Source organism: Ramlibacter rhizophilus (assembly GCF_004681965.1).
Lineage (GTDB): Bacteria > Pseudomonadota > Gammaproteobacteria > Burkholderiales > Burkholderiaceae_C > Ramlibacter > Ramlibacter rhizophilus.
This window is the reverse complement of the sequence record NZ_SMLL01000003.1, coordinates 40,840-64,331: the sequence shown is the minus strand read 5'-3', so window position 1 is coordinate 64,331 and position 23,492 is coordinate 40,840. Positions and strand designations below refer to the sequence as shown.

The following is a 23,492-nucleotide window of genomic DNA, read 5'->3' as shown; positions in this document are numbered from 1 at the left end:
GTAGCGCTGCTCAACGGTTGGCGCCAGCACTGCCTTCACGTCCCGCCGCATCCAGCCAGCCCGGCAGGCTCCGCACCAGCGCGTCGCGCATGCGGCGCACATGCGAGCCGGGCCAGTACAGCCGACCGCAGTCCGGGCAGGCGCGCACCGGCGTGGGCGGATCGTGCCGCAGGCCCAGCGGCAGCAAGGGGCGGGCCTGATCCAAGTCCACCGGCGCCGACAGCACCCCGTTGCAGACGGTGCAGCGAAGGAAGAGCTCAGCCGGCGGCGGCGGATCGAGCACCCGCACCACCTGCACCAGTTGCGCCAGCGGCGCGTCGTGCCGGATCTCGATGTGCCGGCGCGGTGCGAGCGCGCGCAGCAGGTGGCGGTCGCGCGTGAGCAGCACGCGGTCTTCGGCATCGGCCCGCCGCACGAGCTCAGGATCGTGGACCGTGGCGTCGAAGAAGGTGTCCCAGCCCAGCACGCGCAGCCAGCGTGCGAGGCGCCCGAGCATGGCGTCGGCAGCGAAGCGGGGTTCGGCGGGCGGTCGTGGCGGCATGCTGCGGCGAAGCGGGCCACGTTAGCACCGCGGCGTCGGCACGCACGCAGCCCAGGTCGCGCGATGAGCTTTCGTCCTACATACAGGCGGCGGCCGCTGGCTACCCTATGCCGACCCGCTTACATGGAGCTGCGCGGGCCGGGTCCGCCGCTGGCCCGGAAGTTGCAAAGAACGAGAGAGACGAAGGGAACCCCATGACGCCAGCCGACTACCGCATCGAAAGCAACCTGCCCCTGTCCGGGCGCCTGCTGCCCATGGGCGGCAGCAAGCAGGTGCTGGTGGGGGACCGGGGCCTGGCGGTCGCCCTCGCTGCCAAGAATTTCGTTCCGGCCTCCGGCCACGAGATCCGGGTGGTGCATGTGCCCACGGGCGAGATCGTCTTCCGCAAGCACGAAGCGCAGGCCGAAGCCCTCACCGACGAGGTTTGATGCTCAGGTTCGGGGCTGCCGCAAGGTCCTGCTGAGCAACACCACCGGAATCATCCCCACCAGCACCAGCGCCAGCGACGGCAGGGCCGCCTCGCCCAGGCGCTCGTCGCGCGCGAGCTGGTAGGCCACCACCGCGAGCGTGTCGGTGTTGAAGGGCCGCAGCACCATGGTGGCGGGCAGCTCCTTCATCACGTCCACGAACACCAGCAGGCCCGCCGCGATGGCGGACCGGCGCAGCAGGGGCCAGTGCACGCGCGCCAGCAGACCCAGCCCGGCCGTTCCCAGCATGCGGGCCGAATCGTCGAGGCTGGCGGGGATCCGTGCATAGCCGCTCTGCACCGACTGCAGCGCGACCGACATGAACCGCACCAGATACGCCCAGACCACCCCCAGGATGGTGCCGGTCACCCAGTAGGCGCTGGGCAGGCCGGGCGCTGCCTGCTGCAGCCAGCCGACCGGCAGCAGCAGGCCCACCACGATGACCGCACCGGGAATCGCATAACCCAGGCCGGCCAGCTGCACCACGCCCCGGGTCACCGCGTCGGGCCGCTGGCGCATGCGGAACGCCAGCAGCAGGGCGATGGCCACCGCCAGGGCGGCGCTGATCGCACCCAGCCGCACGCTGTTGAAGCCCCACTGCACGAATCGGTCCCAAGGCAGCATCGACCAGTCGGCACCCAGCGGCCGCAGCATGAAGGCCACCGGCAAGACGAATCCGGCCAGCACCGGCAGCAGGCAAGCGCCGAACGCCGCGCCGGCGCGCCAGCCGCGCAGGCGAACCGGCTGCGCCTCGGCCGCCGCGCCGCGCCCTCCGCGCGAGGTGACGAAGCGCAGTCGCCGCTGGGCGCGCGCCTCCAGCATCAGCACCAGTGCCACCACCGCGAGCAGGCTGGTGGCGAGCTGGGCCGCGGCGACGCGGTCGTCCATGGCCAGCCAGGCCTTGTAGATGCCCACGCTGAAGGTCTGGATGCCGAAGTAGCTGGCAACGCCGAAATCGGCCAGCGTCTCCATCAGCGCGAGCGCCACGCCCGCGGCCACGGCCGGCCGCGCCAGCGGCAGCGCGACCGAGGTGATGCGCCGCCGCAGCGGCGCGCCCAGCAGCCGCGCGGCCTCCATCAGGTGCGCCGCGCGCTCGCCGAGCGCGGCACGCGCGAGCAGGTACACGTAGGGATAGAGCGTGAACACGAACACCCAGGCGGCGCCGGGCAGGCTGCGCACCTCCGGCAGGAGCCGCCCCTCCAGGCCGAAGCTCGCGCGCAGGCCGGTCTGCAGCGGCCCGCTGAACTGCAGGAAGTCCGTGTAGGCGTAGGCCACCACGTAGGCCGGGATGGCCAGCGGCAGCAGCAGGGCCCACTCCAGAGTGCGGCGGCCCGGGAAGTCGAAGAGCGTGACCGCGGCCGCGCACACGGTGCCGACCAGCGCGACACCCAGCGCCACCACGCCGCACAGCAGCAGGCTGGTGAGCGCGTACTCGAGCAGGACCGTGCCGGCCATCTGGCGCAGGATGTCGGCGCTGCGGGCGTCCCACTGCAGCCAGGCGGAAAGCACACCGGCCACGGGAATCACCACCACGCCCCCGAGGATGAGCAAGGCAAGGTCCTGGAAGCGGCGGTGAGGCATGGAAGGAGGTGGAGGACGGACCCGACGGAGCCCGCTGGATGCAAATGAGAATTGTAGGCATCTAGAATGCGCCTCATGCATCTGGAGTTGTCGCAGCTGGGCGTGCACTACCGCGGACGGCCCCGCCCGGCGGTGGACGGCGTCTCCTTCGGGCTGCCGGCCGGCGGCATCGGCGTGCTGATCGGCCCTTCGGGCTGCGGCAAGACCACCTTGCTGCGGGCTGTCGCCGGCCTGGAGCCGGTCAGCGCCGGGACCATCCGCATCGCCGGCGAGGTCGTGAGCGGCAAGGGCGTGCATGTCCCGCCCGAGCGCCGCCGCATCGGCATGGTGTTCCAGGACTATGCGCTGTTCCCCCACCTGGACGTGGGGCGCAACATCGGCTTCGGCCTGGACGCCCTGCCCCGCCGCGAGCGGGCGGCCCGCGTGGCCGAGGTGCTCGAACTGGTCGGCCTTCCGGGGACCGAAGGACGCATGCCGCACGAGCTCTCGGGCGGCCAGCAGCAGCGCGTGGCGCTGGCGCGCGCCCTGGCGCCCCGGCCCGAGCTGCTGCTGCTGGACGAGCCCTTCTCCAATCTCGACGTGGACCTGCGCGAGCGCCTCGCGCACGAGATCCGCGGCATCCTCAAGGCGGCCGGCGCCACGGCGCTGTTCGTGACGCACGACCAGATGGAGGCCTTCGCCATGGCCGATGCCATCGGCGTGCTCCACGAGGGACGCCTGCACCAGTGGGACGATGCCTACACCCTCTACCACCGCCCCGCGACGCGCTTCGTGGCCGACTTCATCGGCCATGGCGTGTTCACGCCCGCGACGCTGCGCGAGATCGAAGGCAAGGTGGTCGTCGACACGCCCCTGGGGCCGCTCAGCGACGTGGCCGAGTGCCCCCTGCCCTGCGCCTACCAGGGCGGCGAGTGCGACGTGCTGCTGCGCGCCGACGACATCCTCCACGACGACGACGCGCCGGTGAAGGCGCAGATCGTGCGCAAGGCCTTCCGCGGCTCGGAGTTCCTCTACACCTTGCGGCTCAAGAGCGGCCAGGTGGTGCTCGCGCACGTGCCCAGCCACCACGACCACCGCATCGGCGAGTGGATCGGCATCCGCCCGCAGGTGGACCACGTGGTGACGTTCAACCGCGCCTGTGCGCTGCAGGGCACCGAGCTGTGCCAGATGCCCTGCGTCGCCGAGACCGATCGGCGCGTGGGCCTGCGCGAGGTCGTGCCGCCGCTCGCCTCACCCTCGGTGTCGGCCGGTCGCTGACCGGTTGCCCGGCCGTGCCTGCGCCCGCGCCGACCGATCCCGACGCCGCACTGCTCGCGGCCCTGCGCGCCGCACCCCGGCGCACGCGCCTGCCCTCCCTGCCGGCCGACCCGCAGGCCGCCGGCCGGGCCGCTCCCGACCTGGCCCTGGCGACGGCCATCGAAATCCAACGGGCGAGCCTTGCCGCCAGCCAGCCCGCGCCCGCATGGGCCGCGCCCCTCTTCGTCGGCGCGCTGGCGGCGCTGGTGGAGACGGCGCTCGCCCCGGTGGGGGGCGACCCCGCGTTCCAGGCGCTGCTGCTGCGCCGCCAGGCGCCCGTCCTGGACGAATTCCTGGCGCTGCACGCGCAGCTGCGCGCCGACCAGCGCCGCGTTCGCACGGAACTGGACCGCTTCGCCCATCCCGCCAAGCACGACGCCCTCGCCGCCACGGGCCTCGCGACCGCGCTGGCGCACGCCCACCAATGCGCCCGGGCAGGCGACTGGGCGGCGCTGCGGGACGCGCTGGCGGCGCTGCACCCGCTGGCGGACCCGCCGCTGCGGCACGCGCTGGACGCGCTGGCGCAGTCGCCCGCGCTCGCCCGACTCGAGCGACTGCAGGCCCTGCAGGCCCATGCCACGGTGCGGCGCCTCCAGGCGCTGCACGCCGCGCGCGGGCCGCTCGCCGGCACTGACGCCGCGGCGGCGCAGGGCCGCGCCTCGGCCCGCGTGGGGCGCCAGGCCGAGGCCGAGGTCGCGGAGGTTTTCGATGCGATGGCCGAGGTCCTGAACGGGCACGCGGCGACCGGCACCACCTGGCGGGCCGTGCGCGGACTGCGCCTGCCGGCCGGCTTTCCGGGCGTGCTGTCCGGCGCGAAGGACGAATGGGACATCGCACTCGTGGTGTTCGCGCACGACGCTGCGCGCGTGGCCCTGCTGGGCGAGGTGAAAGCCTCGCCCGCGGCCGCGGTGCCCGACCTGCCGCGACTCCTGAGCGGCCTGCGCCGCCTCGCGCTGGCGCAGCCCGGCATGCGCTATCGCTTCGCAAGCGAACACGGCCCGATCGATCTGCCCGGCGAAGCGCTGCGCGCCCTTCGGCCGCGAGGCGGCGCCCTGCCCGAGCGCGTCGTCTACTGCTGCAACGCCCCGCCCGAGGCGCAACCCCCGCCGCTCAGCGCCGCGGCCCGGGCCCTGCTGCTCGGCGAAGCCGAGACCCTGGAATTCGCCCTGCGCCATGCCGACGCAGGACGCGCCGATCCTGCGCCGCTCCAGTCGCTCTGGGAGGGCCTGGCCAGCCGCCCGCGGCTTCGCCCGGTCCTGCAGCAGTTCGAGACCGCGCGCATCGTGCGGGACGCCATGCTGCGCCCGCAGGACCTGCTGGACACGGTGCGCGAGCGCCTCTAGATCCGCCGCAGTTCATCCACCCGCTCGCGCAGGTGCTCGGCCCACAGGCGCCTGTCCCGCGCCTGCGCCGCCTCCGGCTGGCCGAAGTGCACCACCGCCACGATGGGGGCCCCGCCCAGGGTGCGCCAGAGCGAGCCGACCAGGCTGTCGTCGCCGATGTAGCAGGCCCGCGTGGTCGGCTGGCGACTGGCCGCGTCCAGGAAGACCAGCGCCACCGGCTGCGCCGGCACGTCGGCGCTGATGGCGGCCTGCAGCAGGTTGGCGTGGAAGGGCAGCAGCGCGATGCCGTTGCTGGTCGTGCCCTCGGGGAAGACCGCCAGCACGTCGCCGGCGCGCAGGCGCTCGGCCATGTGGTGCACCACCCGCAGCGCGTCGCGCCGCGACTCGCGCTCGATGAACAGCGTGCCCGCGCCCTCGGCCAGCCGGCCGATGAGCGGCCAGCGGCGCACGTCGGCCTTGGAGACGAAGCGGCAGTAACGCGCCGCGTGCAGTACCAGGATGTCCAGCCAGGAGATGTGGTTGGCCACCAGCAGCACGGGGCCTTGGGCGGCCGGTACGCCCCGCACCTCCAGGCCGACGCCCAGCACCTGCAGCGTGCGCTCGGCCCAGGCCTGCACGCGCGCCTCGCGCTCGCCGGCCGACAGGCGCGGGAACACGAACGCGAGGGTCATCAGCCCCGAGAGCACCATGCCCAGCGCCCGCGCGAGCTTCCAGCTGGCGCGCAGGGACCTCATGCGAAGCGGGTGCGCGCCGCCATCAGGCCGGCTCGCGCGCTTCGTAGGCGACCTGTCCGCCCACCAGCGTCCAGCGCACCTTGCCGGGCAGCTCGTAGCCTGCGAAGGGCGTGTTCTTGCCCTGGCTGCGCAGGGCCTCGGGGCCGACCGTCCAGCGCGCGGACGCATCGAAGATGCACAGGTCGGCCACGCCGCCGGCCACCAGCTGCCCGCAGCTGGCCTGCAGGGTGCCGAGCGACGCGCCCAGCACCTGCGCGGCCTCGCTGGTGACCACGGCCAGCGAGCGCGTGAGCCCCACCCCGCTGTGCTGGCCCCAGTGGAGCGCCAGGCTCAGGAGCAGCTCCAGGCCGGTGGCGCCGGGCTCGGCCTCGGCGAAAGGCAGGGTCTTGGCGTCCTCGTCCACGGGCGTGTGGTCCGAGACCAGCGCGTCCACCGTGCCATCGGCCAGGCCCTCGCGCAGCGCGTCGCGGTCACGCTGCTGGCGCAGCGGCGGATTCAGGCGGGCGCGGCTGTCGAAGAAGCCGATGTCCAGGTCCGTCAGGTGCAGCGAATTGATGCTCACGTCGCAGCTGACCGGCAGGCCCTGGGCCTTGGCCGCGCGCACCAGGGCCAGGCCCTCGGCGCTGCTGATGCGGCACAGGTGCACGCGCGCCCGCGAGGACTTCATCAGCTCGAACAGGGTGTGCAGGGCGATGGTCTCGGCCGCCACCGGCACGCCGGCCAGGCCCAGGCGCGTGGCCAGCGGCCCGCTGGCGGCCACGCCGCGGCCCAGGTGCAGCTCCTGCGGCCGCAGCCAGACCGTGTAGCCGAAGGTGGCGGCGTACTGCAGCGCGCGCTGCAGCACCTGCGTGTTGCCCAGCGCCACCTCGGCCTGGCTGAAGCCCACGCAGCCGGCCTCGGTGAGTTCGGCCATCTCGGTGAGCACTTCGCCGCCCAGGCCACGCGTGAGCGCGCCCAGCGGGAACACGCGTGCCTGGTGGAGCTTCTCGGCGCGCATGCGCAGCATCTCCACCAGCCCCGGCTCGTCCAGCACGGGGTCGGTGTCGGGCGGGCAGACCAGGCTGGTGATGCCGCCGGCCACGGCCGCGGCCATCTCGCTTTCCAGCATGCCCTCGTGCTCGTGGCCGGGCTCGCGCAGGCGCACGGCCAGGTCCACCAGGCCGGGGGCGACGACGCAGCCGCTCGCGTCGAGCACGCGACTGGGCGTGAAGCCGGCCGGCGCGCTGCCGATGGCGACGATGCGGCCGGCCGCCACCGCCAGGTCGCACAGCTCGTCGCGGTTGCTGGCCGGGTCGATCACCCGGCCGTTTCGGATCAGGATCTTCATGGTGGAAAGGCGCTCACGATTCGTTGCCCGCGACGATGCTCATGACGGCCATGCGCACCGCGATGCCGAAGGTGACCTGCGGCAGGATCACGCTCTGCTTGCCATCGACCACGGCCGAATCGATCTCGACCCCGCGGTTGATGGGGCCGGGGTGCATGACGATGGCGTCGGGCTTGGCGAGCTTCAGCTTCTCGGGCGTGAGGCCGAAGCTCTTGAAGAACTCCTGCGAGGACGGCAACAGCGCGCCGCTCATGCGCTCGTTCTGCAGGCGCAGCATGATGACCACGTCGCAGCCGCGGATGCCCTCCTCCAGGCTGTGGAAGACGCGCACGCCCATGGGCGCCATGTCGGCGGGCACCAGGGTGCGCGGGCCGACCACGCGCACTTCGGCGCAGCCGAGGGTGGTGAGCGCGTGGATGTCCGAGCGGGCCACGCGCGAGTGCAGCACGTCGCCCACGATGGCCACCGTGAGCCTGGAGAAGTCGCCCTTGTAGTGGCGGATGGTGTACATGTCCAGCAGCCCCTGCGTGGGGTGCGCATGCCGCCCGTCGCCGGCGTTGATGACGTGCACGTGCGGCGCCACGTGCTGCGCGATGAGGTAGGGCGCGCCCGACTCGCTGTGGCGGACCACGAACAGGTCCGCCGCCATGGCTGAGAGGTTGGCGATGGTGTCCAGCAGCGACTCGCCCTTGGCGGCCGAGGAGCGCGCGATGTCCAGGTTGATGACGTCGGCCGACAGCCGCGTGGCCGCGATCTCGAAGGTGGTGCGCGTGCGGGTGCTGTTCTCGAAGAACAGGTTGAAGACGCTCTTGCCGCGAAGCAGCGGCACCTTCTTGACCTCGCGGTCGCTTACGCTCACGAAGGTGGCGGCGGTGTCGAGGATCTGCGTGATGATCTCGCGCGGCAGGCCCTCGGTGGACAGCAGGTGGATCAGTTCGCCGTGCTTGTTCAGCTGCGGATTTCGCTTGGAGAGCATGCGTCAGGCGCCTTCCACCGCGAAGCTGAAGCGGCCCTGCGCGTCGCGCGCCAGCGCGAGCGACTGCGCCGCCGGAAGCGTCACCCGCGCCGCGGCCAGGTCCGCCTGCACCGGAAGCTCGCGTCCGCCGCGGTCCACCAGCACCGCGAGCTTCACGCTGGCGGGGCGGCCATAGTCGAAGAGTTCGTTGAGCACGGCGCGCAGGGTGCGGCCGGTGTAGAGCACGTCGTCGAGCAGCACGATGTCGGCATTGTTGACATCGAAGGGCAGCTGGGTCTGCTGCCCCGCACCGGACATGCCGCGCCGCGCGAAGTCGTCGCGGTGCATGGCCGAGGAGATCACGCCGGCCTTGCCGGGCCGCTGCAGGTCCTGCTGCAGCCGCTCGGCCAGCCAGGCGCCACCGGAGGTGATGCCCACCAGGCGGGTGTCGGCGCCGAGCAGCCCACGCACGCCACGCAGCAACTCGCCGTACAGGGCCTCCGCGTCGAGCAGCAAGGCACCGGGTTCACTCATTCGATACTCCTCAGGAACTGTTCCAGGATCACGCAGGCGGCGCCGGCGTCGGCATCGGCCGCCCCGCTGGCCCGCGCTTCGGTCGTGCTGTAGCGCTCATCGACTTCGTACACCGGCAGGCCCAGGTGCGCCCGCAGCTGGCGGGCGAACTTGCGCGCGCGGGCGGTATTTTCGTGGCTTGCGCCGTCGGGGTGGAAGGGCACGCCCACGACCAGCGCGTCGGGCTGCCACTCGCGCACGCGAGCCTGCACTTCGGCCAGGCGCGCGGCGCCCTCGGCCCGGATCGTGCGCTGGGGCGTGGCGCTTCGCAGCAGGCGGTTGCCGCTGGCCACGCCGGTGCGGCGCAGGCCGAAGTCGAAAGCGAGAAAGGTCTGGAAGTGCGCGGGAACGTCGCCGGGGTCCGGGCTCATGCGTGGCCCGCGTCCGGCGAGAGCATCCAGCTTTGCAGGCCCAGCAGCAGCAGCGCCTTGTCGTAGCGCTGCTCGACCGGCGTGTCGAAGATGACGGCCGCGTCGGCGCCCACCGTGAGCCAGCTGTTCTCGGCCAGCTCCGATTCGAGCTGACCCTCGCCCCACTGCGAGTAGCCCAGCGAGACCAGCACCTTGCGCGGGCCGGCGCCGGTGGCCATGGCTTCGAGCACGTCCTTGGAGGTGGTCATCTCCAAGCCACCGGGAATGGTCATGGTGGAGGCGTAGACGCTTTCGTCGCTGGGCTTGTCGTTCGCGAACACCGGCTCGTGCAGCACGAAGCCGCGCTCGGTGGCGATGGGGCCGCCCTGGAACACCGGCTCGGCCATCAGATCCTCGCGGCCCAGCGGCAACTCCACCTTCTCGAACAGGTGCCTGAGGCTGATGTCGCTGGGCTTGTTGATGACGATCCCCAGGGCGCCGCGCGCACTGTGCTCGCACAGGTACACCACGCTGCGGGCGAAGCGCTCGTCTTCCATGCCGGGCATCGCGATCAGGAAATGATGCGTCAGATTGATGGGGTCGGCACCGGCGGGCATGATCGCGATTTTACGAGAGCGCACCCGACCCATGAGCCCGACGCCCGCCGACGACAAGAATTACGACGCCGGCCTGATGTGGTTCCGCCGGGACCTGCGCCCCGAGGACAACGCGGCCTTCGCCCAGTGCCTGGCTGCCTGCCGGCAGGTGCATGCCGTCTTCGTCTTCGACCGCGCCATCCTGGGCACCCTGCCCCGGCGGGACCGCCGCGTGGAGTTCATCCGCGAGTCGCTGGTGCCGCTGGACGAGGCCTTGCGCGAGATGGCGGGCTCACCCGCCGCGGGCCTCGTCGTGCTGCACGACCTGGCGGAAGAAGCGGTGCCGCGCCTGGCCGCGCAACTGGGCGTGCAGGCCGTGTTCGCCAACCACGACGACGAGCCGGCGGCGCTGCAGCGCGACGCCGCCGTGCGCCGGCGCCTGGCCGCGCAGGGCATCGCCCTGCACACGGCGAAGGACCACACCGTGTTCGAGCGCGGCGAACTGCTCACGCAAACCGGCAAGCCCTATTCGGTCTACAGCCCCTACCGCCGCGCCTGGCGAGCCAAGCTCGACGCGGCGGACCTGGCGCCGCACCGCACGCGGCCGCGCGCCCAGGCCCTGGCCGAGCGTCCCCCCGCGCACCGCCAGCCGATCCCCACCCTGGCGGAGCTCGGCTTCGAGCGCACGAACCTGGCGGACCTGCCCCTGCCGGCAGGCATCGAGGGCGGGCAGGCGCTGCTGAAGGACTTCCTCGCCCGCATCGATCGCTACCAGGACGCGCGCGACTTTCCTGCGCAGCGCGGACCCAGCTACCTGAGCGTGCACCTGCGCTTCGGCACCGTCTCCATCCGCGAGCTGGCGCGCCTGGCCCTGGAGCGCGAGCGCGGCGGCAGCGCCGGCGCAGCCACCTGGCTGGACGAGCTGATCTGGCGCGACTTCTACTTCCAGATCCTCGCCAACTTCCCGCATGTGGCCGACGTGCAGGGCAACGGCCACAGCTTCCGCCCCGAGTACGACGCCATCGTCTTCGAGGACGGCGCGCGGGCCGAGGCGCTCTTTGCCGCCTGGTGCGAGGGCCGCACCGGCTACCCCCTGGTGGACGCCGCCATGCACCAGCTCAAGGAGACGGGCTATATGCACAACCGCCTGCGCATGGTCACCGCGAGCTTCCTGTCCAAGGACCTGGGCATCGACTGGCGCTGGGGCGAGCGCTACTTCGCGCGGCAGCTCAATGACTACGACCTCGCGGCCAACAATGGCGGCTGGCAGTGGGCCGCGTCCACCGGCTGCGACGCGCAGCCGTGGTTCCGCATCTTCAACCCGGTAACGCAGAGCGAGCGCTTCGACCCGCAGGGCCGCTTCATCCTGCAGTACCTGCCGCATCTCGTGGGCCTGCAGGGCAAGGCGCTGCATGCGCCCTGGCAGGCCGCGCCGCTGGAGCTGGAAGCGGCCGGACTGGCCTTGGGGACCGACTACCCGCGACCCGTGGTGGACCACGCCGGGGCGCGCGAAGAGACGCTGCGCCGTTACGGCGCGGTCAAGGAACGCGCCCGTTCCGCGTAGCGCCGCACCAGGCCCAGCAGTTCCTCTTCCGAGTAGGGCTTGCCCAGGTAGTGGTTCACGCCGAGCTGCCGCGCATGCTCGCGGTGCTTCTCGGCGATTCGGGAGGTGATCATCACCACCGGCAGCTGCGCCCAGCGCGCATCGCTGCGCAGGTTGCGCACCAGGTCGAAGCCGTCCATGCGCGGCATCTCGATGTCCGAGAGCACCAGCGCCGGCGTTTCTTCGGCCAGGCGCTCCAGGGCCTGCAGGCCGTCGGCGGCCAGCGCCACGCGCCAGCCCTCGCGCTGCAGCAGGCGCTGGGTGACGCGGCGCACGGTGATGGAGTCGTCCACCACGAGCACCAGCGGCACGTCCGGCGTGCTGGAAGCCGCGGCCGAGGCACCGGCTGCGCCCGCCGCGCCCAGCATCTCCGGCTGCGCCGCATCGGCACTGAGCGCACGGGCCATGTCGCCATACACCGTGGCCAGGGCCACCGGGTTGTAGACCAGCACCACGGCACCCGAGGGCAGCACCGACATGCCGGCCAGCCCCGGCAGGCGCGACAGCTGCGGGCCCAGGTTCTTGACCACGATCTCGCGGCTGCCCAGCACCTCGTCCACGTGCAGGGCGATGCGCTGGGAGGCGCTGCGGAACACGACCACCGGCAGCGTGCGGCCCTGCGGCTCCGTGCTGCGGCGCGAGGACTGCAGCAGCGCGCCCGACCAGAAGAAGGGCAGCGCCTCGCCGTCGTGCTCGTAGCGGCCGCTGTTGTAGGCCTGCTGCAGCTCGCGCACCGAGGCGCGGCGCACGATCTCCACCACGTTGGCCGGCACGCCGATGGTGAGGTCGCCGCTTCGGATCATGACGATCTGCGTGACGGCCGTGGTGAGCGGCAGCACCAGGCGAAAGCGCGTGCCGCGCCCCGGTTCGCTGTGCGTCTCGATGCGCCCGCCCAGGGCGTTCACCTCGGCGCGCACCACGTCCATGCCGATGCCGCGGCCGCTCAGTTCGGTGACCTGGCCGGCGGTGGTGAAGCCGGCGGTGAAGATGAGGCTGGCCGCGTCCGCATCGCTCAGCTCGGCGCCTTCGGGCAGGAGGCCCTGTGCGATCGCGCGCGCCCGAATGCGGGCCAGGTCCAGGCCCGCGCCGTCATCGGAGAACTCCACCGACACGTCGTTGCCTTCGTGGGCGAGCGTGATGCGGATCTGGCCCGTCGCGTCCTTGCCGGCCGCCATGCGCTGCTGCGGATCCTCGATGCCGTGCGCCACGCAGTTGCGCAGCAGGTGCTCGAAGGCCGGCGTCATGCGGTCCAGCACGCCCCGGTCCACCTCGATGGCGCCGCCCTCGATGTCCAGGCGGACCGGTCGTCCCGTGTCCTTGCTGGCCTGACGCACGACGCGGTAGAGGCGGTCGGAGATGGCTTCGAACTCCACCATGCGCGTGCGCAGCAGGTCGCGCTGCAACTCCCGCGTCTGGCGAGCCTGGGCGGCCAGGTCGTCTTCGGTGGCGTCCACCGTCCGCTGCAGGTTGCGCTGCACGGTGGCCACGTCGTTGACCGACTCGGCCATCATGCGCGTGAGCTCCTGCACGCGAGTGAAGCGGTCGAACTCCAGCGGATCGAAGCCGGCCGAGTCCTTGGCCTGCGCGAGCCGCGACTGCATCTGCGTTTCGGCCTGCAGCTCGATGTCGCGCAGCTGCGTGCGCAGGCGGTCGAGGTTGCCCGTGAGGTCGTTCAGCGAACCGCGCAGCTGGCGCAGTTCGTCTTCCAGGCGGGCCCGGGTGATCATCACCTCGCCGGCCTGGTTCATCAGGCGGTCCAGCAGCTGCGAGCGCACGCGCACGGCCTGCGACGCCGCGGCGCGCTGCGATGCGACGGACGTGCCCACCGGGGCGGCCAGCAGCGCCCGCGCCTGCGCGGACGGGATGGCCGGCGCTTCGGTCTCCTTCGGCGCTTCGGCCGCCGGCTCGGCCGTGGCCGCCGGCTCGGCCTGCGCCATGCGCAAGGCGTCGAAGGCGGACTGCAGCGCGTCGAAGCGCTGCAGCAGCGGCTCCAGGTCCGCCTCCGTCACCGCATCGGGGCCGATCTGTTCGACCAGGGACTCCAGCCGGTGCGCCATCTCACCCAGGCGCAAGGCGCCGGCCAGCCGCGCGCTGCCCTTGAGCGTGTGCAGGCAGCGCAGCACCGCGTCGCGCGCACTGCGGTTCTCGGGCCGCGCGTTCCACTGGCGCAGCACGCCGCCCAGCTGGGGCAGCAGCTCCGCGGCTTCCTCCTCGAAGATGGGAAAGAGGTCGGCATCGACGGCATCGGCCAGGTCGATGCCCTCGCGCTGGTCGTCCAGGCTGGCGGTGCCGCGCGGTGCCTCCGCATGCGCCTGCGGCTCGGCCGCGAGCGGCGCCGGCTGCGAATCGAGCGGCGCGGGTTGCGAGTCGAGCGGCGCGGGCAGCGACTCCAGCGCGGTCAGCGCCTCCAGCAGCCGCGGGCTGGCCTCCTTCAGAAAGCCGGCAGCGAACTGGTGCAGCAGGCGCCGGATCTCCTCGGCTGCGGCATTGAAGACGGCGGCGTGCGCAGGCGTTCCCCCGTGATGCGCCTGGACGCCTGCCAGCGCATCTTCCAGGAGCCGCGCGATGCGCGAGAGCGCATGGAAGCCCACGGTGGCCGAACTGCCGGCCAGCGAATGCGCCAGCGCGACGGCCGACGACGGCAGCGGCGCGTTGATCTCCAGCGCCCACTCCGACAACTCGACCTGCAGGCGGCGCGACCACTCGTCGGCCTCGTTGAGATAGACGTTGTAGAGGGGAATGCCGATGCGCAGCTCGCCGATCACCTTGACCGGCTCGTCGGCGCAGGTGTCTTCCTCGGGCTCGGGCTCGAGGTCGGGTTCGATTTGGGCTTCTGCCGCCGCGGGCTCGGGTTCGAGTTCGGCTTCTGTCTCCGCCGCGGGCTCGACCTCGGCGGGCTCGGCCTCGGCGGGGAGGGCCGCGGACAGCGGGTCCGCGTCGCTCGGCGCGAAGGCATCGAGCGTATCGTCGTGCTGGTCGAGGAGCGTGCCATCGGGCAGTGCGGCGGGCTCGGCGGGCAGGTGCTCCGCCACGGCGTCCTCGAACGCCGCAAAGGTGTCGAGCAAGGGCTCGGGAACGGCCGGCGCAGCAAGGTGCTCGGCCTGCGCCGATTCGAAGGCGGCGAAGTCCGCGTCGTCGAGTCCACCGATCTCGCTCACTTCCAGGCCGGACAGCTCGGGCAGCGGCGCCTCGGCCTGCGGCATCTCGGCAAGTGCGGCTTCGGCGGGTGCGGCTTCGGCGGGTGCGGCTTCGGTGCGCCCCGGCGCGTCCTCGGCGACCTCGGCGGCTTGCTGCAACGGCGCTGCATCAAGGCTCCGGTCCAGGGGCGGCAAGGCGTCGCCGGCCTGGAAAGCCTGCGCCGCACGACGGAAGGCGTCGGCCTGCCAGCGTGGGGGCTCGGCGCGTGCGAGGTCTTCGGTCCAGCGGCCGAAGGCCTCCAGCGAGGTTCCGGCCAGGGCCAGCAGCGCATCGCTCGCCGGCCGCTGTTCGGCCAGCCAGTCGTTGAACACCTGCTCCAGGCTCCAGGCGGCCTCGCCGTAGGCTTCCAGGCCCACCATGCGCGAGCTGCCCTTGAGCGTGTGGAAAGCGCGCCGCAGCACGGTGAGTTCGGACAGCTCGGACGGCGTGACGGCCAGGACCGCACAGGCGGCGCGGCCGGCCTGCACGACCTCGCGCGCCTCCTCGATGAAGATGGCGAGCAGTTCGTCTTGCGCGTCGTCCTGCGGAACCGCTTGCTCGGCGACCGGCCAGGGCAAGGGCTCCCGCGATGCAGCCGGTGCTTGAAGTTCGACGAGGCCCGAAGGCGCCGCGAGGTCGGCATCGGGCGGTGCGTCCGCCTCGTCGGCCGTGGCCTGCGCAGCTGGCAGGGGTTCGGCAGCCGGGGGCGCCGAAGCGGCGGCCTGCGGCTCGCTCGACTCGATTCCGGGGAGCTCGGGCAGGACCGGCAGGGGGACCTGCGCGCCAGCAAACTCCGGCTCGTCGGCAGTGGCGGTGGCGGTCGGCGAAAGGACCTCCACGGCGCTTTCGTTCGCGGCGGCCGGCCCAGACGGTGCGGGCGCATCCGGATGCGGATCCGCATCCGCTTCGACCGCTTCGACCGCTTCGACCACTTCGACCACTTCGACCGCTTCGACCGCTTCGACCGTCTCGACCGCTTCGACCGTCTCGACCGTCTCGACCGTCTCGACCGTCTCGACCGCTTCGGCGCCCTGCGCCGCGCCGGGGAGCCGCCCGGTCAGCGGAAGCAGCTCACCACGCGCGGCGTCATAGACGAACAAGCTCCTGGCCAGCGCGGGCTGGTAGTTGAGCATGTCGATCAGGAAACCCAGCGCACCGAGGTTGCTGCCCAGCACCTCGAAGCGTGCCGCCAGCGCGTCGGCGTCCTGGTCCGCGTCGGCGGCGATGAGGCCCTCGACGCTCGCACGCATGCGCAGCACGGCCTGGGCCGCCTGGTCCAGGCCGAGCACCGAGAGCACGCCCCGCATCTGCGACAGCCGGGGCGGCGCCGATTGGAGCAGCGGCTTGTCCTGCGGATTGCGGAAGTAGGCGTCCAGGTCCTTTTCCAGCTCGGACAGGGTCTGGCGCAGCTCGCCGACGACGCTGCCCATGGTCTGGCGGTCGCTGACCCGGCGGTACAGGTCCGCCATCCAGTCTTCCAGGGGCGCCGCGCGCCCGTCGGCGAACGACTGCTCCAGGCGCAGCGCGAGCGCCCGGGCGCGCGTTTCGATGCGCTGTTCGTCGTTCTCCAGGTCCTCGAAGGCCGCTTCCAGGTACAGCAGCGAGGTCGCCACTTCCAGCGCCAGCTCGGGGCGCGGGAGGGCGGCGGCCTGTGCGACGCCGTCACCCACCGTGCGCAGTGCATCGGCCAGGGACTGGGTCGCCGGATGCAGGCGCACCAAGGCGTCCGCGAGCTGGCGGAAGGCGCCCGGGCAGCTGCGAAGCTGCGACTCGTCGCCCCCGCTCAGGTGGGACCAGAGCTCCTTGGCCGAGCCGATGCGGCGGCGCGCCTGGGCCAGCAGGGCCGGGTCGAAGCGGCCGAAGTGCTCCAGCTCGTAGTCCACCGGCGTCGCGGGCCGCAGGCTCCAGGCCTGGCGCACGGCGTGCAGCAGTGGCGCTGCCCCCGGTGCGGACACGCCCGCATGGCTGCAGAAGAACAGGAGGTCCTGCGCCAGCCGGTCGGAGACCGAAGGCTCGCCCTTGGCGAGCTGCGCGTACTGAACGAGCACGCGCGAGGCGGCCCGCTTGACGTACACGTCGACCTTCAGCAGCCCCAGGGCGATCGCCTCGAAGAAACCCGCGCACAGCCGCCAGAAGGTGGTCGCCTGCGGGCCGCCGCCGCCGAAGGACAGGCCGAGCGCCAGGCGCCGCAGTTCGGCCGCGGCGGCCGCGTCGCCGGACTTGACGATGCGCAGCACGCAGGCATCGAGGCGCGCGCGCACCGCCGGCCCGCAGGCCAGCGCCGGGACGTCCACGGGGCTGCGGGGTTCGCGCCAGCGCCAGTCGAAGGACCAGAGGTCGGCCGGGTGGACGCGCTCGGCGCCGCCCAGGGCCAGCACGTCCCGGTACTGGGGAAAGAGCGCCACCGACGCGGGCTGCTTGCCCGCGAGGAGCTGCTCCAGGTACTCGAGCAGCGCGTGGCCGGCCCGCTCGATCTTGCCGACGGCCGCTTCGTCGCAGGCCTGCGGCCTGGCCGTGAGCGCCTGCATGGCCGTCTCCATGCCCCGCAGCAGCTGCGCCGGCCCGTGCAGGCCCACCATGTCCAGCGCGCCCAGGGCCTGGTGCAGGTGCTGGCGCGCGACGCGCAGCTGGGCGATGTCGGCCGGCTCGCCGCCTGTCTCGCGCGCCTGCGCGGCTTCGCGCAGGAAGCGCCGGCAGGCGGAGGACGAGGCTTCCAGGGACTTGCGCAGTTCGCCGAGCACCCAGGCCAGCGGCCCCAGGTCCCCCAACTGCGGGTCGTGTTCGAGAGCGTGGACTTGCATGGCGATGTGCGGCGGCCCTCGTGGTTCAGGTGATCTTGAAACGCGCCACCGACTTGCGCAGCTCGTCGGCCATGCGCGAGAGCTCGCGCACCTGGTTGGCGGTGGAGCGCGTGCCCTCGCCGGTCTGCTCGGTCACCGCGAAGATGTGCTGGATGTTGCCGGCCACCACGTTGGCCGACTCGGCTTCGCGCGAGGCGGAGGCGGAGATCTGCTCGATGAGTTCGGCGAGCTGGCGCGAGACCTGGTCGATCTGCGAGAGCGCCGCACCGGCGTTGTCGGAGAGCTTGGCGCCCTCGACCACGCCCTGGGTGGAGCGCTCCATGGCGGCCACCGCGTCCTGGGTGTCGGTCTGGATGGCCTTGACCAGCGCCGCGATCTGGCGCGTGGCGTCGGCCGAGCGTTCGGCCAGTCGCTGCACCTCCTCGGCCACCACCGAGAAGCCGCGGCCGGCCTCGCCCGCCGAGGCGGCCTGGATGGCCGCGTTGAGCGCCAGCACGTTGGTCTGCTCGGTGATGTCGGAGATCAGCTCGGTGATCTCGCCGATCTCCTGCGAGGACTCGCCCAGGCGCTTGATGCGCTTGGAGGTTTCCTGGATCTGGTCGCGGATCGCGTTCATGCCGCCGATGGCGTTCTGCACCGCCTTCAGGCCCGAGTCGGCCGCTTGCAGCGACTGGCGCGCGACCTGCGCCGACTGCTGGGCCTGCCCGGACACCTGGTTGATGCGGCCGGCCATGTCGAGCACGGACTGGCCGGTCTCGCGGATCTCGCGCAGCTGCTCGGTCGAGGCCGCCAGCAGCTCGGTGGAGGTGCTCTCCACCAGCGCCGTGGTCTGCGCCACGCGGGCGGCCGTGGTCTGCACGCTGCCCACCAGCTGGCGCAGTTCTTCCACCGTGTAGTTGACCGAGTCGGCGATGGCGCCGGTGATGTCCTCGGTCACGGTGGCTTCCTGCGTGAGGTCGCCCTCGGCCACGGTCTGCAGCTCGTTCATCAGCCGAAGAATGGCCGCCTGGTTGGCATCGTTGACGCGCTTGGACTCCTGCTGCTGGCGTTCGGCCTCCTGGCGCTGCGCCTCCGCCAGGGACTGGCGGCGGCGGCTGTCCTGCAGCTGCACGAAGACCAGCGACACCGCGCAGGCGATGCCCGCCAGTGCCGCGAGCGACAGGACGGCCACGACGCCCAAGCCCAGGCCCGTGCGGTCCGAGAGCCGGGCCTGCAGCGCTTCCAGCGAGCGGCGCAGCGGCTCGCTGTCCGCGAAGATGCCCAGCTGCGCCTCGCGTGCGGCCACCAGGCCCTGCAGGTTGCCCAGCATGGCATTGGCCTCGGTACGGGTGGCGGCGAACAGCTTCAGCAGCTCCTGCAGCTGCTCGCGCGTCTGCGGGTCGCGGGTGCCCGGCAGGCGCAGCTCGGGGCTTCCGTCCAGCAGGCCCTGGCCGACCTGGCTGAACGAGGCCAGGTCCTTGTTCAGCTGGAACACGGCCTGCGCACTCACGCCTTCGAGCGTGAGGAATTCGTTGGCCGACTTGCCGATGCGCTGCGTGAGCATGACCAGCTGGGCGGCCGCGGAAATCTCGGGGGCCGCCGCACCGGCCTGCAGCTTGAGCGACTGCACGGTCTCGGCCCGCTCCAGCAGGTCGTCCGATTGCTGCGCAACGGTGCGCAGGGCCGTCATCACGCGCGTGAGCGTGTCCTTCTGGGTCAGCACGATGCTGGCGTTGCGGTCGGCCCGCTCGGCCAGCGGCGTGATGGCTTCCAGCTCGCCGCTGGCCCCCAGGACCGGCTTGATGCGCAGGTCCTCGTCGCCGGACTGCAGGCCGTTCACCATCCGGGAGAGCTCGTTGGAGCTGTCCTTCACGTCCTCGAACGCCTGGGCGACGCCGCCCAGTGCCTGCGAGGCCGACTTGGCGAGCCGCTGCGACTGCATGAGTGCCTGGCCCACGCCAGCGACCTGCTGTGCGACCCGGTCGGCCTGGCCGATGGTCCAGGCGCCCACGCCGCCCAGCACCAGCAGCGAGACGCCCAGCAGCACGAAGAGCACGCGCTGGTGGACCTCCACGCTGCGCCGCCCGAGGATCGGCAGCGCGATCTGCTCGCTGGGCGGCCCCTCGGCCGCCGCTTCGCGGGCCTTGCGCCAGGCCTGGGCAGGCACGGTCGGTTCGACCAGCGTGGCGGTATCGGGGCTGCCGGCCCGCGCCGCGTCGGCGGGTCGGCGCGCGAGGAGGTTCTTGACGGAATCGAGGACAGGCATGGGGGGCTCGCTCTCTACGCGCTGATGCTCAGGAACTGAGGTTGCTGGGACATGGCCTGCAGGTTGATCTCCTGCCAGCGGGTGCCATGGAAATCGATGTAGCTGCTGCCGAACCAGCTCGGCGCGGTGGCAGGCGCCGGCTCGGAGGCGGCGAAGGCTTCGAGGCTGCGCAGTCCGCCGAGGCGCTCGATGAGGACGGCGCAGTTGACCTCCAGCACCGCGTTGAGCGTGACCAGCTGCGGCTGCGTGCGGCCGTCGGCGCGCTGGCGGGTGCTGCCCGCGTCCATGAAGGCGGCCAGGTCCACCACGCCCCAGAGCCCGCCGCGCAGGTTGGCCACGCCGAGGAACCAGGGCTTGGTGTAGGGCACGGGCTGCAGCGGCGGCAGCGAGAAGATCTCGCCGGACTGCGCGAGCGGAAACAGGTACTTGCCGCCGGCGATCTCGACGGCCAGCCACGAGGCCTGCACGCCCTGTTGCCGCGCGGCCTGCAGGCGCTCCGCCAGGCGGGTCTGCAGCTCGCGGAGGGCTTCGCGATTGGCCATGGCGTGACGATGCGCGCGATCAGCCGATCGCGCGGATCTTGGCGAGCAGCTCGCGCGGCTCGACGGGCTTGGTGATGTAGTCGCGTGCGCCCTGCCGCATGCCCCAGACGCGGTCGGTCTCCTGGCTCTTGCTGGTGCAGATGATGATGGGCAGGCCCTCGTAGCGAGGATCGCGCGTGATCGAGCGCGTGAGCTGGAAGCCGTTCTGGCCGGGCATGACCACGTCCATGAGGATCAGGTCGGGGCGCTCTTCCTCCAGGCGGCGGAAGGCGTCGTCGGCGTTTTCCGCGGTGCGCACCGCATAGCCGTTCTTGTGCAGCAGGTCGGTGAGGAACATGAGCTCGGTCTTGGAGTCGTCGACGACGAGCACTTTGGTGATGGGCATCAGGTCACTCCGGCAGGGCGGCGCCGAACTGCCGCACGGTCTGCAGCAGCTGGTCTTTGGTGAAGGGCTTGGTGAGGTAGTCCTGCGAGCCCACCATGCGGCCGCGCGCCTTGTCGAAGACGCCGTCCTTGGACGAGAGCATGACCACGGGCACCGAGGAAAAGCGCGCGTTGCGCTTGATGATGGCGCAGGTCTGGTAGCCGTCCAGCCTGGGCATGAGGATGTCGCAGAAGATCAGGTGCGGCTGGTAGTCGTTGACCTTGGAGAGGGCATCGAAGCCGTCTTCGGCCAGCATGACCTCGTGGCCACCCTGCTTCAGGAAAATCTCGGCGCTGCGGCGTATCGTGTTGCTGTCATCGATCACCAGCACCTTCAGGGCTGCGTTCGTGCTCACTGGGTCCCTCTCCTCGCTCACTCGTCGGATCGGGCGCATCCACCGTGCGCGGCGCCGCTCCGATCAAATCTGAACCATCTCGAAATCTTCCTTGCGGGCGCCGCACTCGGGGCAGGTCCAGTTCATCGGAACGTCGGCCCAGGCGGTGCCGGGGGCGATGCCGTGATCGGGTGCGCCGGCGGCTTCGTCATAGATCCATCCGCAGATCAGACACATCCAGGTCTTTGCTTCAGTCACAGCTTAAGAGGGCTTCCCATAGAATGCAACGATTGTATCGAGGCGCCTCCGAGCGATTCGCAACTAGCGCACACGGATGATGCTCACAGGCCCATGACCCACAGCTCCAGCACCCCGCCCTCCGAGCCGCGCGATGAGGACACAGGCCCGCCCGACGTGCCGCCTTGCGTCATGACCTTCAACGCCGGCGACCCGAGCGGCGCCGCGGGCCTGTCGGCCGACATCTCCGCCATGGTCTCGGTCGGTGCGCATGCCTTGCCCGTCACCTGCGGCGCCTACGCGCGCGACACCGCGGACATCTTCGACCACTTCGCCCTCGACGAGGACGCCATCGCCGAGCAGGCGCGCGCCATCCTGGAGGACGTGCCGGTCCAGGTGTTCAAGGTCGGCTTCCTCGGCACGCCCGAGGCGATCGGCGCCGTCGCGGAGATCGCCACCGACTACGCCGACGTGCCCCTGGTCGCCTACATGCCGCACCTGGCCTGGTGGGACGAGGCCGACATCGACGCCTACCTCGATGCCTTCCGCGAGCTCATGTTGCCGCAGACCACCGTGTTGGTGGGAAACCACAGCACCCTGTGGCGCTGGCTGCTGCCGGACTGGACCAGCGACCGCAGTCCGAGCGCGCGGGACATCGCCAAGGCGGCCTCGGACGCCGGCGTGTCCTATACCGTGGTGACCGGCATTCCCCTGCCGGACCAGTACATCGACAACGTGCTGTGCACGCCACAGAGCGTGCTGGCCAGCCAGCGCTTCGAGCGCTTCGAGGCGGTCTTCTCCGGCGCCGGCGAAACGCTGAGCGCCGCGCTGTCGGCGCTGGTGGCCAGCGGGGCCGACCTGCCGGCCGCCTTCGCCGAGGCGCTGGAATACCTGGACCACTGCCTGGACGGGGGCTTTCGTCCCGGCATGGGACACGTGGTCCCGGACCGCCTCTTCTGGGCCCAGCCCGAATCCGACACCGAGCCGCCGGGCAGCGTGACCGAAGAAGAAGCGCAGGCCCTGCAGGTCTTCGACATGCCCGCCCATGACACCAAGCACTGACCGCAACGTCGAACTCTTCGAGCGCGCCCGCGAACGCATCCCCGGCGGCGTCAATTCACCCGTGCGGGCCTTCCGCGCCGTGGGCGGCACGCCCCGATTCGTGCAGCGCGCCGAAGGCGCCTGGTTCTGGGACGCCAACGGACAGCGCTACATCGACTACATCGGCTCCTGGGGTCCCATGATCCTCGGCCACGGCCACCCGGCCGTGGTGGAGGCCGTGCAGCAGGCCGTGCTCGATGGCTTCTCATTCGGTGCGCCCACCGAACGCGAGGTGCAGCTGGCCGAGACCATCGTCAAGCTCGTTCCCACCATGGACATGGTGCGGCTCGTGAGCTCCGGCACCGAAGCGGCGATGAGCGCGATCCGCCTGGCACGCGGCGCCACCGGCCGCAAGCACCTCATCAAGTTCGAGGGCTGCTACCACGGCCACGCCGACGCGCTGCTGGTCAAGGCCGGCTCGGGCCTGGCGACCTTCGGCAACCCGACCAGCGCCGGCGTGCCGCCGGAGGTGGCGCAGCACACCATCGTGCTGGAGTACAACAACCTCGAGCAGCTCGAAGAAGCCTTCGCGCGCCACGGTGCCGACATCGCCTGCCTGATGATCGAGCCCATCGCCGGCAACATGAACTTCGTGCGCGCGACTGTGCCCTTCATGCGCCGCTGCCGCGAGCTGTGCGACCGGCACGGCGCGCTGCTGGTCTTCGACGAGGTGATGACGGGCTTCCGCGTCGCGCTGGGCGGCGCGCAGAGCCTCTACGGGCGCGCGATCCCGGGCTTCCGTCCGGACATCACCGTGCTCGGCAAGGTGATCGGCGGCGGCATGCCCCTGGCGGCCTTCGGCGGCCCGCGGGCCATCATGGAGCAACTGGCGCCGCTGGGCCCGGTCTACCAGGCGGGCACGCTCTCGGGCAATCCCATCGCCACCGCCTGCGGCCTGGCCACGCTGGAGCAGATCGCGCAGCCCGGCTTCTACGACACGCTGGCCGCACGCACGCAATCGCTGGTCGACGGCCTCTCGCTGCTCGCGCGGTCCGAAGGGATCGACTTCAGCGCCGACTGCGAGGGCGGCATGTTCGGCTTCTTCCTGCTGCCCGAGCTGCCGCAGAACTACCGCACCGTGATGACCAGCGACGGGGCCCGCTTCAACCGCCTGTTCCACGGCCTGCTGGAACGCGGCGTGTACATCGCGCCGGCCCTGTACGAGGCCGGCTTCGTGAGCGCGGCCCACACCGACGAGGACATCGCCACCACGCTGGAGGCGGCGCGCGAGGTGTTCGCGACGCTGCGGGCCTGAAGGCCCATGC

Annotated in this window: 20 protein-coding genes; 6 read left to right on the top strand and 14 right to left on the bottom strand. The window is 71.8% G+C overall.

Translation table 11 applies throughout. The features are described from left to right. Positions 1-10: 10 nt before the first annotated feature. Positions 11-541, bottom strand: a complete 531-nt coding sequence (locus EZ242_RS06710) for a Mut7-C RNAse domain-containing protein (protein ID WP_135284378.1) — start codon at positions 539-541, stop codon at positions 11-13. 194 nt (positions 542-735) lie between these two features. Between EZ242_RS06710 and EZ242_RS06705 the strand changes: the two genes are divergently transcribed. Then, positions 736-969: a hypothetical protein gene (locus tag EZ242_RS06705; RefSeq protein WP_135284377.1), complete on the top strand. Its 234-nt coding sequence runs from the start codon at positions 736-738 to the stop codon at positions 967-969. Positions 970-972: 3 nt separating this feature from the next. On the opposite strand, the gene EZ242_RS06700 is transcribed toward EZ242_RS06705, so the two are convergent. After that, positions 973-2,589 (bottom strand): ABC transporter permease, encoded by a 1,617-nt coding sequence (locus tag EZ242_RS06700; RefSeq protein ID WP_135284376.1) that lies wholly within the window; start codon positions 2,587-2,589, stop codon positions 973-975. A gap of 75 nt (positions 2,590-2,664) precedes the next feature. Here EZ242_RS06700 and EZ242_RS06695 point away from each other — a divergent pair, with 75 nt between their 5' ends. Together EZ242_RS06695 and EZ242_RS06690 are read left to right on the top strand one after the other, a co-directional pair. After that, the gene (locus EZ242_RS06695; protein ID WP_135284375.1) at positions 2,665-3,846 is read left to right on the top strand and encodes an ABC transporter ATP-binding protein; all 1,182 of its coding nucleotides are present in this window, start codon (positions 2,665-2,667) and stop codon (positions 3,844-3,846) included. A gap of 14 nt (positions 3,847-3,860) precedes the next feature. Next, on the top strand, positions 3,861-5,228 hold the full coding sequence (locus EZ242_RS06690) for a hypothetical protein (RefSeq protein WP_135284374.1): 1,368 nt from the start codon (positions 3,861-3,863) through the stop codon (positions 5,226-5,228). On the opposite strand, the gene EZ242_RS06685 is transcribed toward EZ242_RS06690, so the two are convergent. Genes EZ242_RS06685 through EZ242_RS06660 form a run of 6 tightly spaced genes read right to left on the bottom strand, consistent with a single transcriptional unit; the run spans position 5,225 to position 9,784 of the window. Next, positions 5,225-5,962: a lysophospholipid acyltransferase family protein gene (locus EZ242_RS06685; protein ID WP_135284373.1), complete on the bottom strand. Its 738-nt coding sequence runs from the start codon at positions 5,960-5,962 to the stop codon at positions 5,225-5,227. The genes EZ242_RS06690 and EZ242_RS06685 overlap by 4 nt on opposite strands. Before the next feature lie 22 nt (positions 5,963-5,984). Continuing rightward, on the bottom strand, positions 5,985-7,289 hold the full coding sequence (locus EZ242_RS06680) for a dihydroorotase (RefSeq protein WP_135284372.1): 1,305 nt from the start codon (positions 7,287-7,289) through the stop codon (positions 5,985-5,987). Positions 7,290-7,302: 13 nt separating this feature from the next. Next, the gene (locus EZ242_RS06675; RefSeq protein WP_135284371.1) at positions 7,303-8,265 is read right to left on the bottom strand and encodes an aspartate carbamoyltransferase catalytic subunit; all 963 of its coding nucleotides are present in this window, start codon (positions 8,263-8,265) and stop codon (positions 7,303-7,305) included. Between the two features lie 3 nt (positions 8,266-8,268). Beyond that, the gene (gene pyrR, locus EZ242_RS06670) at positions 8,269-8,778 is read right to left on the bottom strand and encodes a bifunctional pyr operon transcriptional regulator/uracil phosphoribosyltransferase PyrR (RefSeq protein ID WP_135284370.1); all 510 of its coding nucleotides are present in this window, start codon (positions 8,776-8,778) and stop codon (positions 8,269-8,271) included. After that, a complete protein-coding gene (gene ruvX, locus EZ242_RS06665; protein WP_135284369.1) occupies positions 8,775-9,188 on the bottom strand; it encodes a Holliday junction resolvase RuvX in 414 nt (137 codons plus the stop codon). Before ruvX ends, pyrR begins: the two co-directional genes overlap by 4 nt. Further along, entirely contained in the window at positions 9,185-9,784 is a 600-nt protein-coding gene (locus tag EZ242_RS06660; protein WP_135284368.1) for a YqgE/AlgH family protein, read from the bottom strand. Before EZ242_RS06660 ends, ruvX begins: the two co-directional genes overlap by 4 nt. 31 nt (positions 9,785-9,815) lie before the next feature. Here EZ242_RS06660 and EZ242_RS06655 point away from each other — a divergent pair, with 31 nt between their 5' ends. Then, on the top strand, positions 9,816-11,327 hold the full coding sequence (locus EZ242_RS06655) for a cryptochrome/photolyase family protein (RefSeq protein WP_135284367.1): 1,512 nt from the start codon (positions 9,816-9,818) through the stop codon (positions 11,325-11,327). Here EZ242_RS06655 and EZ242_RS06650 read toward each other — a convergent pair. From EZ242_RS06650 to EZ242_RS06625, 6 genes are all read right to left on the bottom strand, one after another. Continuing rightward, a complete protein-coding gene (locus EZ242_RS06650; RefSeq protein WP_135284366.1) occupies positions 11,291-17,344 on the bottom strand; it encodes a hybrid sensor histidine kinase/response regulator in 6,054 nt (2,017 codons plus the stop codon). The two genes, EZ242_RS06655 and EZ242_RS06650, sit on opposite strands and share 37 nt — an antisense overlap. Before the next feature lie 25 nt (positions 17,345-17,369). After that, positions 17,370-19,589 (bottom strand): methyl-accepting chemotaxis protein, encoded by a 2,220-nt coding sequence (locus tag EZ242_RS06645; RefSeq protein ID WP_135284365.1) that lies wholly within the window; start codon positions 19,587-19,589, stop codon positions 17,370-17,372. 14 nt (positions 19,590-19,603) lie between these two features. Beyond that, on the bottom strand, positions 19,604-20,131 hold the full coding sequence (locus EZ242_RS06640) for a chemotaxis protein CheW (protein ID WP_135284364.1): 528 nt from the start codon (positions 20,129-20,131) through the stop codon (positions 19,604-19,606). A gap of 19 nt (positions 20,132-20,150) precedes the next feature. Then, the gene (locus EZ242_RS06635) at positions 20,151-20,516 is read right to left on the bottom strand and encodes a response regulator (protein WP_135284363.1); all 366 of its coding nucleotides are present in this window, start codon (positions 20,514-20,516) and stop codon (positions 20,151-20,153) included. A 4-nt stretch (positions 20,517-20,520) separates the two neighbouring features. Next, entirely contained in the window at positions 20,521-20,910 is a 390-nt protein-coding gene (locus EZ242_RS06630; RefSeq protein WP_240787012.1) for a response regulator, read from the bottom strand. 63 nt (positions 20,911-20,973) lie between these two features. Beyond that, positions 20,974-21,126, bottom strand: coding sequence for a rubredoxin (locus tag EZ242_RS06625; protein ID WP_276606534.1), 153 nt, complete (start codon positions 21,124-21,126; stop codon positions 20,974-20,976). 114 nt (positions 21,127-21,240) lie between these two features. Here EZ242_RS06625 and thiD point away from each other — a divergent pair, with 114 nt between their 5' ends. Beyond that, positions 21,241-22,188, top strand: coding sequence for a bifunctional hydroxymethylpyrimidine kinase/phosphomethylpyrimidine kinase (gene thiD, locus EZ242_RS06620; protein ID WP_135284360.1), 948 nt, complete (start codon positions 21,241-21,243; stop codon positions 22,186-22,188). Beyond that, the gene (gene hemL / locus EZ242_RS06615; RefSeq protein WP_135284359.1) at positions 22,172-23,482 is read left to right on the top strand and encodes a glutamate-1-semialdehyde 2,1-aminomutase; all 1,311 of its coding nucleotides are present in this window, start codon (positions 22,172-22,174) and stop codon (positions 23,480-23,482) included. Before thiD ends, hemL begins: the two co-directional genes overlap by 17 nt. Positions 23,483-23,492 lie beyond the last annotated feature (10 nt).